This window comes from Brachybacterium vulturis, from assembly GCF_002407185.1.
Lineage (GTDB): Bacteria > Actinomycetota > Actinomycetes > Actinomycetales > Dermabacteraceae > Brachybacterium > Brachybacterium vulturis.
This window is the reverse complement of sequence record NZ_CP023563.1, coordinates 1023094-1035719: the sequence shown is the minus strand read 5'-3', so window position 1 is coordinate 1035719 and position 12626 is coordinate 1023094. Positions and strand designations below refer to the sequence as shown.

Annotated in this window: 8 protein-coding genes; 1 reads left to right on the top strand and 7 read right to left on the bottom strand. The window is 59.1% G+C overall.

Annotated features, from left to right (window positions below):
• The first annotated feature begins 11 nt into the window (after nucleotides 1-11).
• Entirely contained in the window at nucleotides 12-1424 is a 1413-nt protein-coding gene (locus CFK38_RS04645) for an IS1380 family transposase (protein ID WP_096801454.1), read from the top strand.
• Between the two features lie 373 nt (nucleotides 1425-1797).
• Here the strand turns inward: CFK38_RS04645 and CFK38_RS04640 are convergent, their stop codons facing one another.
• The 7 genes from CFK38_RS04640 to CFK38_RS04615 all read right to left on the bottom strand — a co-directional run bounded on the left by CFK38_RS04640 (nucleotide 1798) and on the right by CFK38_RS04615 (nucleotide 12581).
• Entirely contained in the window at nucleotides 1798-3618 is a 1821-nt protein-coding gene (locus CFK38_RS04640) for an ATP-grasp fold amidoligase family protein (protein WP_157773352.1), read from the bottom strand.
• A gap of 61 nt (nucleotides 3619-3679) precedes the next feature.
• A complete protein-coding gene (locus tag CFK38_RS04635; RefSeq protein ID WP_096802031.1) occupies nucleotides 3680-4642 on the bottom strand; it encodes a glycosyltransferase in 963 nt (320 codons plus the stop codon).
• Nucleotides 4639-6576, bottom strand: coding sequence for a glycosyltransferase family protein (locus tag CFK38_RS17060; protein ID WP_157773351.1), 1938 nt, complete (start codon nucleotides 6574-6576; stop codon nucleotides 4639-4641). Before CFK38_RS17060 ends, CFK38_RS04635 begins: the two co-directional genes overlap by 4 nt.
• 1107 nt (nucleotides 6577-7683) lie before the next feature.
• Complete coding sequence (gene wecB / locus CFK38_RS04630) at nucleotides 7684-8841, bottom strand: non-hydrolyzing UDP-N-acetylglucosamine 2-epimerase (protein WP_096802030.1); 1158 nt, start codon at nucleotides 8839-8841, stop codon at nucleotides 7684-7686.
• Nucleotides 8842-8886: 45 nt separating this feature from the next.
• Nucleotides 8887-9918: an ABC transporter ATP-binding protein gene (locus CFK38_RS04625; protein ID WP_096802029.1), complete on the bottom strand. Its 1032-nt coding sequence runs from the start codon at nucleotides 9916-9918 to the stop codon at nucleotides 8887-8889.
• Entirely contained in the window at nucleotides 9899-10795 is an 897-nt protein-coding gene (locus CFK38_RS04620; RefSeq protein ID WP_157773350.1) for an ABC transporter permease, read from the bottom strand. Before CFK38_RS04620 ends, CFK38_RS04625 begins: the two co-directional genes overlap by 20 nt.
• Nucleotides 10785-12581 carry a glycosyltransferase gene (locus tag CFK38_RS04615; protein ID WP_096802027.1) on the bottom strand — a complete coding sequence of 599 codons (1797 nt, stop codon included), beginning with the start codon at nucleotides 12579-12581 and terminating at the stop codon, nucleotides 10785-10787. Before CFK38_RS04615 ends, CFK38_RS04620 begins: the two co-directional genes overlap by 11 nt.
• Nucleotides 12582-12626 lie beyond the last annotated feature (45 nt).

Sequence of the window (12626 nt, the reverse complement as noted above, 5' to 3'; positions counted from 1 at the left end):
GCACCTTTCAGGTGTCCCACCCTACCTTGTTCTTCTACCCCCGACCGCGAGTGGACATCGCCGAGGTCCCGGCGGTGTCGCATGCCGGCGCGGTGCTACTGACCGACACGATCGGTGCCACCGGCCTCGCCCGCTCGCTGCGCGAAGCACTGGATCCGTGGACGAAACCGCTGGCAGAGCACCACGCGGCGAAGGTCTTGCTGGACCTGGCGATGACTCTCGCGGTGGGCGGGGAGGTCGCCTCGGATACCGATCTGCTGCGGTGCGAGCCGGGAGTGTTCGGTGACGTCGCCTCGGCTCCGACGATCTCCCGCATACTCACCGCGCTCGCCCAGGACGCTCCTGCCGTGATCGAAGCGATCTCCCAGGCCCGCCGGGTTGCGCGAGAGCGGGCATGGGTCCTGGCCGGCGACCATTCCCCGGCTGCGGCGGCCAGCGCAAAGAAGCCGCTGGTCATCGACCTCGACGCCACCTTGATCACCGCCCACAGCGAGAAGGAGCAGGCCGCACCCAACTTCAAACGTGGCTACGGCTTTCACCCCCTGTGCGCGTTCCTGGACCACGGCAGCGACGGGACCGGGGAGCCGTTGGCGATCCAGCTCCGTCCCGGCAACGCCGGGTCCAACACGGCTGCCGATCACATCACCGTCACCCGTCAGGCTCTCGCTCAGCTGCCTGCGGGCCCGCTTGTCCGGGGTGGGCAGGGATCGAAGAAGGTCCTGATCCGCACCGATGGAGCCGGCGGCACCAAGGACTTCCTCCAGTGGCTGACCAGACGGCGGCTGGCTTACTCCGTCGGGTTCACCCTCCCCGCAAACACGCCTGACCTGCTGAAACGCATCGACGAGGCCGCGGCGTGGACCCCCGCCTATGACAGTGACGACGATGGCGTCCGCGATGGGGCATTCGTGGCGGAGCTGACCGGACTGCTGGACCTGACCGGCTGGCCTGCGGGGATGCGGGTGATCGTGCGGAAGGAGCGCCCCCACCCCGGAGCGCAGCTGCGGATCACCGACCACGAAGGAATGCGGATCACCGCGTTCGCGACCAACACCCCGCGCGGCCAGCTGCCGACCCTGGAGCTGAGACACCGTCGCCGAGCGCGCTGCGAAGATCGGATCCGTAACGCCAAGGACATGGGCCTTGAGAAGTTCCCGCTGCAGGGATTCGCGCAGAACCAGATCTGGTGCCAGATCATCCAGCTCGCCTCCGAGCTGGTCGCCTGGATGCAGACCATCGCGCTGACCAGTACTGATGCGAGGAAGTGGGAGCCCAAACGACTTCGCGCGCGGCTGTTCGAGGTCCCCGCGATCCTCGTGCGCCGTGCCCGGCGCAAGATCCTCCACCTCGCCCAGCACGCTCCCGAAGCCATTAAGGTCCTGACCGGCGTCAACCGGCTCCGCACCGCCGTCGCGCAGACCTGACCAGGCGGCTCCACCTGTCCCTACGGCCCCCAGCACCTTCTCGGGAGTGGAACCCGACCGCCCGCAACGGACACTGCGACAATCTGTCACACCCAGATGCCAGAATCAGCAGCTGAGCATCGGCAACGACGCCGACCGCCCCCGCTCACCAACCCGATGAAACATCGAGGTTAGCGTTTCGGTTCTTCGGCGACCTGTTCGATGAGCGTGGCGACAATCTCGGAGATGTGGCGTGGAATCTGTGGGCTTTCAGAATTGAGTTTGGATGGGGCGACAAGCCCGCCGGTAATGATGAGTGGCGGCGAATAAACTTAGGCAGAATCCAACATTCCCTTTCTGTGCGACTACCCAGCCCCGGTCCCAGAAGTTATGCTCAAACAAGGCTCAAGCGGGTGGTTGTACCAAACTCAAAGCTCGTCGACTGACCCAAGACGGCGTCGATAAAGGGCAACACAGTTCCGGGGAGTGCGTGGACCGGCACATTCTCCGCCGTCGGCCAACGGCACACTGACATCACGTCACCGGCCTCAGTACGCCCCCCAACTGAAGGGTCTACGCCCAGGTACTCTGCGAGCGCAGGAAACATCGGCAATCTGGTCATAGTGTTCGGATCCTCTGCGTGCGCGAAGTAGGCAAAGCGCGTGCCTTCCAATCGGTTACTGAGAATTTCTCGCAGGTCAAGCCTACTGCGGTAACGCTCTATCATACTCTCAACAGTCTCCGTCCCCGAGAAGACAGCATCCCGCAGCTGCCGCAGAGTCCAGGGCTCATACTTCTCAAGTACCGTCTGCCCATTAACCGAAATAGCGATCGATCCAGCTATCATCGAGCCAATTGCAATTGACATAAATCCGCCAGCGGAGTGCCCAACAAGCACGCTCTGTTTCGCAGCCAACGAGTCTTGAACCAGATCTACTACCCGGGCATACCTCGGAAGAAGATGATTCCCTTCAGTTCCCGCCATCCAACCCAAATTGAGCTGGTCGTTCTGCAGTAGCGTGGAATCCGCTAGAAATAGCAGAGATTCGCTTCTCGTTAAGAACGACCGGACAAACTGAAACTTTGGCAGGTCCGCAGTCTTGCGAAACTCGGCGCCATGAAGCCCGACGAGAACTCGGTCTGAATCTCTGGGATAGACAAGGAAGTCCAACGGGAGTGGGTCGTGCCGCTCCGAAACAATATATCTTGCAGGGCTCTCAGTGTCTATTTCTACATCACTAAGGGAGGTGAATCGTCTGATCGGCACATCGTGCATTGCGTCCCGAACGACATCCGACGCTGAGCCACGGAAAGCACTAATTTCGGGCGCCATCGCACTCCGATCTTCCAAGGCAAAGGATCCGGTCCGCAAAGCGACAGAAACTTGCCTTCTCGGCGTCCCGGCGGACAACACGCCGAGAAGTTCCCTCGCACTATGAGACCCACGATCCCGGTCGCAGAGCGATGTTTCAGCCTGCAACCAAAGGCTACCAAGTTGCTTGGATAGCGCAGCCGACATTACTTCGCGATCCTCGTAATAGAACGTGCCCGGTGTAAACGTGAACTCTCCAAACACCGGGCCGTCAGGAGTATCATAGAGGTCTATCCGAACAAACGGAGTCGGCATTGCCGAAGAAATCTCTTTGGCCATTTCGATCAATTCTGAAGCGTGCACCGGGAGAGGCAGTTCATGGAGTTCAAGAATTGCGGGGTTAACTCGAATACCCGACTCCTCCGGCGTGAAAGGCAGCCTTCGGAATTCACCATCGAAGAAAGCAACACGATTGCGCGGGCGCCGATGCTCCGTGAGTTGCACAAGACCAATTTGCCCATGGAAAGCAAAAAACTTGACGTCATGCGGAACTAAATCGTCGTTCGTGCCTCTAATTCGTTCTTCTGCGATCCATCTCTTATCTTCATACTGAGATGATTCAGATCGCTGCGTAAGCACCTGGAGGATTTCTGCGATAGACCTCTCGCACTGGTGCTGGTCATCCCAGAACACACCGCTTTTCTCGGTGCCTCTGAGGAGAAACACGCCGTGATTCGACGAAGAGAAGGTCGGCTTTAGAACGAATGGCTCCGAAATGCCCTCGATATCAATATCCTCGATACGCTCGAACTGGCGCAGTATGCGCGCCGACCGGAAACCCAACTCCTCGACGAACCGTTTTCCGACGAGCTTATCGTCCTTGATCGGAGGCAATAGATCCAACGGAATGGAACCACGGGACCTAATTAAGTCCAAGTATTCGCTGTAAGAACCCGGGTCACCGTCAACCACGTGCAACCCCCTGGACAGAATCCGCGAGTGCGATCACATCGCCGATCGGCACCTGATGCAAGCGGCCGGCAGGATCGTCGTGCTCCGCAAACACCGGGAGCTCAAATGCATGGATAGGCAATTCGCAAGCTAAAGCTTCCGCTACCGCGTACCCAAACGATTCCATCAACGACGTCGATATCAGAGCCCCTCCGAGACTGACAGCTTCACGATACATCTCGCCCAGTTTAAACTGCGGCAGATTTAAGAGCAGGCTTACTCGCGCAGATACCCCAGCCGCGCCAGCCTCGCCTAAGAATTCCGCAGCCCTTGCCGGATCATTTTCGATACTTGTGACTGCAACGCCGACATAGCTATCTGGGAGAAGCGAAAGCAACCGAAGGAAGGAAGTAAAACCCTTGCCCTTATCGAAGCGCCCAATCCATATCAGCGGAATCCTAACCGGGTCCAACTGATGCAACCTTGCAGGCCCGGCGTAGAAAGATGTCGAATCAACTAAGTTTGGCTGAACATCCGTCTGAACTTTTGACCTGGCAGGCAAACTCGAGGCAATCTTTTGGGCCATGAAGCGAGTCGGTGCGACGATACGGTCCAATTTATTGAATGCCAAAGCGTCGATCTCGCGAGCAATAATCTCCATGTTCGAACTGTGAAACTCGTACACTAGCGGAGTCATCTCTGGAAGTTCGGTTTTTTCGACCGTCTCGGGAGACGCAATAACGGACACCTGCACATAATTGTGCTCACGAGCGCTGTATGAAATATAGTTGTGTGAGCGTACTTTCTGGACAACACGCACATGAACGTTTGGGAGATCACTGTACGCATCCCGTCCCCCACGATCGTTAAAAAAGATGCAGTGAAACTCCGTTTGCGGTTCAGCGACGGCTCGTCCTCTGATCACCGCCGCGACTCCACCCCTGGATGCGTTCGGGTATACGATAAGCTTCTTCATGATGCGCCTTCCTTAATGAGCTCCATCATTTTGTCTGCCCGGTTGCGCCACGAAGAGTGTTCTGCGAAATCGGCAATGCGGGCAAGTTCGCTTGAATCCATTGGTGTGGCCATTGATTCCTGAATGGATTTAATAAACTCCTCGGCGCTACTGTAAACCCAGGTCGACGGATAGTGCTGGACTGAGCCCATAGGGGCCGTCACAACTCGCATTCCCCAGGCGAAGTATTCGTAAATCTTATTCGGATCCACGCCGCGAGTTAGAGGCGACGATATAAATGGAATTATGCCAGTTCGCCAGGTCGCAGCATGCGGAAGGAGCTCGTCGTGCGACATCGATCCAAGGAAGCGAGCATTGAAAGGGAGTTCGAGGTGCGAAGGCTTCCCGTGTCCGATGATCTCGAAGTTGAATTGGGGAAGACGCCTCGCTGCGGCAATCAAGAGTTCCCAATCGAACCATGACGGGGTGAGGTGCCCCACATAGCCGATAATGTTCGAAGCATTGCGATGCTCGAGCTGCGCTTCGGATCGCAGCGATGTCGACATTCGTAGCGTCATAGCCGCGACACCATTAGGTACTGTTGAAACGGTAGAATCTTCACGCGACATCGCCCGCATCTTTCGTGTGAGGGCATCTGAGACGGTAACGCGAACGTCTGCGATGGAAAGCATCTTACGTTCCAGGAGCGGATGATACCACTTGGAGTAGCCCACCCTATTGAACTCTTCCATGTCGTCGCGGACTTCGTAGACCACGCGCCAGCCTTGCCGCCTCAAATACTCTGCGCGCGTCACGCACTCCAGTGAGGGGAATGAGCTGCAAATATAGATGTTAGATTTACCGGCTCTACGTTCGACCAGTTCCTCTACGAGCGAGGAAACACTCTGCCGACCGACCTGTGCAAGTCCCGGCTTCACGATTGGAGGGAAACCCTTGAGCTCACCAAAGGGAACGAAGAGAACACTCGACCCCGCCCTGTTGTACTCGATAGATAGGTTGTTCGGACGCAGTGACAAAGTCTCGTGACCGAGTGGCGGAGCTGTCGTATCAATGACGACTAGATCTGAATCCTCAAATCCATTCAGTAGACATTCGAGGACGGCTTCCCTTCCGCTTGACGACTCGAATTGGAATTGAGGCTTCTCGGCAATATTGGCCTGGTTCTTGGCCCACTTCACTCCGTGAACGCGAATCTTCGCAACCCCATCAGGGATGCTCACTTTTAGCTTGTTGCGTTCTTGCGCGGCGGGTGGCGCGACAAGGTAGAGATAAGCACCTAGGCGAGGACTCTGCGGCAGCTCCGCCGGAGGAAGAAGCACTTCATGGTGGTTACCGTAGAATTCAAAGACGAGTGGCGACTTCGCTTCGGTCTTCGTACCGGCAACCAGAATGTCGATCTCAAGCGAATCCACGCCGGAGGGTACGTCGACAAGCTCGTTGTAGAGCTCGACCGGCCACTCGAGGCGCGTACCAAGTTCGGTGCGAAACGGAGGGACCTCTGACCTTCCGCCAAAAATTTCGAGCTTCCCGACAATAGTCGTCTGCGCTCGAGCACGCCACTGATGCCCCACAAGTTCAACCGTGGCCGTGCCCTCTGGTACTTCGACACTAAAGCGCGTCAACATTGGATCTGACGGGTCGCTCGGCGGAAGATAGATGTACTCATCTACACGTGCTGAGACGCGGGGCCAACCAGGAATTGGTATCCTCTTCCCGCTCTCGTCGGAAGCGATCACTTGTAGCAAGGCAGGATTCGCGTACTCCATAGTGTCGGAGTACGATTCAATGGCGAAATGGACGGTTTGTCCGGAGTGCACCTGGACCGTTTCGTGTAGGTCCTCGATCGCCGTCGTCTGAATCGAGCTTGTCTGCCTACCATGTCTTTGCTCTTCGGTCGGGCCTTGCTGCTCAGCACTACTAGGTGATTCTGTCATCGTGGTCTCCTCGCGACTCTGTTGAGTCTGCTATCGGTCAACTAACTGAGGAAGTCAAGCCGAGTCTATCCGGCGCTTTCTCATCCACACAAAGTCCTACCCCCAAGGGTACAGGGCCCGACCTTACGCGAATCAGCGCCTCGCAACATGTAGCTCGAAGCTACGATGCCTCAATAGCAATCGTCAAGGCTTTCAAGTAGGTTGCAGTAGTTGGTTGCACATGAGCTGCCGGCCCCTCGTATTCAAAGCATTTTAAATTGGGGATTCCAGAGCTCGCGCAAGCTTGAATGAAAGGTCGATAGTGTTCATCCACATGGTGTGCATCGTTAACGTTCTGCCAAAAGTTCACAGTTGTGCGCTGTCCCAGACGATATCTTTCGACTGCGCTTAGTCGGTGGGCCATGGGGAGCCACCAGTCAGATAACGTTGATGAGTCCTCGTCCGGGTTTCCAAGCTCGGGCATCACGTGGCGACGATAGGTTCTCTGAGGACCCATGTGGACTCCCTCCACTCGGTAACGAGGGATAGCGGTCTGGGGATTCATGGGTACAGCAATTGAACCTCGAACGTGCGGGGCTACCTGCAGTGCCGCGAAGCCCCCGCCCGAAGACCCGGCTGTTATCACTCTCCCCCCGCCGAGTTTTGCGGCGATCTTGCTCACTACCCTTCCAATGAGGGCATGTAAGTCAAACTCGATCCAAGCTGTATACCACGCCAACTGCAGACCGCTGTGCAACATGATCGTGGGATCGGCGAAAAAAATTGAGTTGACTTCCAGGTCCCTTAAAGTCGCGAGGCGCTCAAAACGCGGGGGGGCGTACTTGGATTTATCTAAAGCGCCGTGAAACTGCGCGACAACGGGCAACCCCCGAGCTTTTTTTAGTACGAGTGCTTGAAGCTGAAGCCCTCGTCCGATGGGTATCTCGATTCCAACGGCACTTCGATCGGGAAGGTCGTCAATTTCGTCTAAGGAGCGGAGGGTTGAAGCGTTTGCGCCCCGATCATCGAGCTCGCTAATGCTTATAGCTTTTGAAGGCATTTGCTTTTTCTCGTTTTCGCAGTGTAGGAATCTTCAGCGAACCTCGTTCAGGTTGCAAGCTATCGTCCTTAGAAATCGATCGGTCGAGGCCCGTTCGAAAACTTCCACCTGAGCGCGTCAATGGTGCGCTTTGCTGCGCCTCCATCGCCGTATGGATTGACGGCGTTAGCCATGCCGCTGTAAGCCTCCTTCGAGTCCAACAGCAGTGAAACCTCGTCGACAAGTCGATTCTGATGGGTGCCAATTAGTTTCACGGTTCCGGCGACCACGGCTTCGGGGCGCTCTGTGTTCTCGCGCATCACGAGAACTGGTTTCCCGAGGCTGGGAGCTTCCTCCTGCACCCCTCCCGAATCCGTGAGAACCACATCTGCGATGCTGAGCATCCGAGTGAATTGTGCGTACGCAAGTGGCTCTACAAGGAGAACGTTCTCGAGCCCTTCGACAGCTGGCCTAATTGCTGATCGCACCTTAGGGTTCAGGTGGATGGGGAAAACGATGGCGAGGTCGGGGTACTTTCGCGCGAGGTCAGCGATGGCAGCACCGATCCGCTCCATGGCAGATCCCAAATTCTCACGGCGGTGTGCCGTCACAAGAAGGACGCTGGTGAGGTTGCCACTCTCTTTGGCTTCCTGCAACGCCTCCAAACGCGTGTCATCGAAGTGTACGTCGAGAGTCTTCGACGTGAACATTAACGTATCGATCACACTGTTTCCCGTGACGACGATGTCATTCTCGCTGACATCTTCCCGCGTCAGATTTGCCTTACTGGTCGAGGTGGGCGCAAGGTGAAGCGCCGCAATCTGACTTGTTAGTTTCCGATTCGCTTCCTCAGGGAAAGGCGAATTTATGTCACCTGAACGAAGCCCCGCCTCCAGGTGGACGACGGGAATCTGTCGATTGAAGGTCGCGATTGCCGCACCCATTACTGTGGAGGTATCTCCTTGGACTATCACGACGTCCGGCTTCTCGGTTGCCAAAATCTGGTCGACACCGGAGATCACCTTAGCCACAATGCCATTAAGGCTCTGGCCTGCACTCATAATGCTCAGATCGTGGTCCGGGACGATGCGGAAGATGGTATTAACTTGGTCAAGCATTTCCCGATGCTGGCCAGTGACCACGATGACATTTTCGAGGCCGTCCGCCCGCTCGATTGCCTTGATGATAGGGGCGACTTTGATGGCCTCTGGCCGAGTGCCGTAGATGGTCATAATGCGAAGTGCCACGAAAGCTCCTTCTCGATGTGTTGGTGTGCAGGAAACCTGGCGGTCCTAGTCGGTGCGTCCCTTGTCGGTGGGCTCGAGGTTGGCTGGGAAGGGCCTCGCTTCGGAGTCTTCGGCGAAGATCTTCATGAATGGGTCGGGCTCGAGCTCGGGCGTGGGGCGTCTGCGCCGTCCGTTGCGGGGAGACGGCGCGCTGATGGCGCTTGGCGGCGCGAGGGCGAACTCGGAGGCGCGGCGCTGCTCGGCACCCTCCTCGATCGCGTCCCGCAGCAGACTCGCCGCCTTCTCCTCGTCGCCCTGTGCGAGGTTGTGGGCGAACCATCGATACTTCCGTGCCACCTCGACGGCATCACCGTCCAGCACAACCTGCCCGCGCTCCATCCAGATAGCGCGGGAGCACATGTTCTCGATCGTCTGTGCTGCGTGATTGACCAGGAAGACCGTGCCGGCCTTCTCGAGCATGGAGTCCATCGCCTTCTTGGAGCGTTCGGCGAACGTGGCGTCACCCGTGGAGAGCGCTTCGTCGATCATCAGTATCGAGGGGTTCGCCGCGAGCGAGATCGCGAACTTCAGCCGCGAGCCCATCCCGGAGGAGTACGTACGCATTGGCAGATCGATCGCATCTCCCAACGCGGAGAGCTCCACGACGTCGTCGAACACTTCTTTGGACTGCTGCGGGGTGAGTCCCATGGCGAGAGCGCCCAGTTTGATGTTCTCGGCTCCCGTGAGATCGGGGATCAGTGCCGCGTTGACACCCAGCAGCATGGGGTTTGCAGACGTCATCACGGTTCCCGAACTGGGAGGCTCCAGTCCTGCGAGCACGCGCAGAAGTGTCGACTTCCCCGATCCGTTGCGGCCGATGATGCCGATGAACTCACCGGAACGGGCAGTGAACGTGACGCCGCGTAGAGCGGCGACCGCAACCATACGTTTGCGTCGCAGCTTGCCGAGCAGGTCGTCACGCCGCGTCCTGTCGGTTCGCATCACCTTGTAGCGGACCCGCACATTGTGTGCCACGACAGTCAGCGGCGACTCCTCCGGTGCTGTCCAGCGTTCGCTGTCATCGCTGTTCTGCGCCATACGTCTCCTCCCCCTGCCAGAAGAAGATGAACCCGAACAATGCCAGCCCTGCCGCCCAGGCACCCAGGATCATCCAATGCTCTGCGGACGGGATGGACCCGTCCATCAGGATCTCGCGGTACATCAGGATCAGGTGATAGATCGGATTCGCCTCGATGATCGCCGTCAGAGCAGGGCGATCCACAAATTTCTCGATCGGGAAGATCACCCCTGAGCCGTACATGAGGAAACGTGCCACGAAGGACATGAACTGCACGGTGTCCGGGAAGATGAAGCCGATGCGTGCAAAGGTCAGCGACAGGCCGAGATTGAGCACGAACTGGAAGACATACACCACCGGCACCAGGAACCACGTCCACTCGGGCTGCTCGTGGTGCGGGACCACGATGATCATCACGAGCATGATTCCGATTGTGAAGATCATCTGCAGTGCTTCGCGGATCTCCGCGGAGATCGGCAACGCTGCACGAGGGAAGACGAAAGCTCTGATCATCGCCTTTCCCGAGTGCAGCTGGCTGGGCCCTTGGCTGATCGCCCGCATGGTGGAACGGAACATCAGCACGCCGATGATGATGAAGCCCGGGAAGTTCTCCATCCCGCGGTCCACCTTGAGGATGACTGCGAAGATGATGAAGTACATCGCGGCATCGAGCAGTGGTCTGAGCAGAAGCCAGAGGCTGCCCAGGCGATTGCGGCTGTTCTGTGTGGCCACGCGGTGCCGCGCATCCATCCAGATGAAGTGCCGCCGATTCCACAGCTCACCGATGTACTCACCGAGGCGTGGGCGCACCCCGATCGGAGTCAGACCGGTCGGGTCCATCCCCTGGTCGCGGAGCGCCTGCACAATGGTCGCCGGCGACTTGGCATCATCGGCCACGCGCGCTCTCCTCCTGTGTGATGACTTCGTCATACATCGTGCGGTATCGCTGGATCAGCGCCGGCCACGTTCTCTCCGCTGCCGCGCTCAGCCCTCGTTCGACCAAGATATTCGCCCGGGTCCGGTCCACCGCGAGAGCAATGATCGCATCAGCCAGGCCTTCGACGGAGTCGGCCTCATGAATCAAGGCGCAGATCTCTCCGCCGGTTCCGGTGACGGTCTCCATCAGCGCCGGGAGATCCGAGACGATCACGGGCCTCCCCAGCGCCATGGCCTCGACCGGCTTCTGAGGAGTGACGGTTCGCGCCACCTCCACGTCACGACGAGGGATCGCCACGACGTCCAATGCCTGCACCCAGTTCGGCGCAGCGTGCCGGGAGACCCGACCCGGCATGATCAAACGCTCTCCGATACCGAGTTCTTCGGCCAGAACGCGCAGGCCGGGTGCGGCCTGACCGTCTCCGACGATTATCACCCGCAGCCGGTCACGCAGAGACTGCGGCACCGAAGCGTCGGCGACGAGACGGGCGACCGCCCGGATGAGCACATCCAAGCCCTCGTAGTCGACGAGCGCGCTCACTGCGCCGATGATGAACGCCTCGTCCATCCCGACCCCGAGCAGTGCTCGCGCTTCCGCCGGCGTTCGGCGGGTGGTGAGCAAGGATTCCTCGACCCCGTTCGGCACCACGGTGATGGCCGCCCCGTCGACGCCGCGGTCGACGAGCTCAGCTCGCATCGTGTCGCTGAGAGTGACGACTGCGCTCGCATCGGATGCCAGCTCTCGCTCGCGTGCCGCAACCAATCGGGCCTTCTCCGAGTTCAGCGCCGCCCGCCTGCCTCGGGGTGAGCTGTGCGACGCCGCCCACGTCTTCTCCATCAGGCCGCGGACCTCCAGCACCCAGGGGATGCCTGTTGCCGCGGAGACTGCCTGAGCAACGAGCGCGTTGTAGTAGTTCGTAGTCGCATGGATGACATGGGGCCGGAACTCGGCCACCAGTTCGATCGCCCGTTTCGCTTCCGCCTCCAGACGTTCTTCCTGCGTCTGCGGCAATCGTGCGGGGAGCGTCCGGACATACCGGATACCGTCGACAGCATCCTCCTCTGCCGCCCCGAGCAGCCCCACCATCACCGGGTACCCCGTCCGGGTCAGTGCCACGGACTCGATGTTCTGATCCCGCAGCGTGGTGAGGATTCGGTGGGAACGCAATGAGTACCCCGACTGCGTGTGCGGCAAGGAGTTCGTCAGCAGATGCAGGACACGCAGAGCGCCCTCTTCACGAGTAGTGGCCCAGGATGCGTCCCCACGTGGAACGGAAAGTCGGTGACCTGGGCTCAGGAGCCGGATCTCGCTGAGAAGCCGTCGCGCATACCGGGATTCTCCACGTCCGGAGCCGCGCAGGATCTGCAGAGAAGAGGTGAGGTCGCCACGGGCCCACGCTGCTCGCGCGCGGGTCGCGGGCGCGGCCTCCGGAGTCAGCAGATCCGATCGATCGAGCAGCACTGCCACTTCGCCGCCCAATCGCGAGCCGGAGCCCACCGAACGCCTGACGTGACGATGCGCAGCCTCGTCGTCTCCTGCCATGAACGCACCCAGAGCGGCGGCACCTGCACATCCAGGGAGTCTGCCGGCCAGGGCGCGCACCATGTCGCCGGCCAGTACGCGAGCCCGGAGGGGGAGCCTCCGACTGACCTGCACAACGAGCAGGGCGGGGTCGTCCACCAGGTGTTGCGCGGCTGATTGCAGGAGGAGGCGCGCGTTACGCACGATCCGGTACGGGCTCGGCACAGTCCTCCTTCTCCACGTGAGCGTCGGAACGATGGCTCCGCGGGA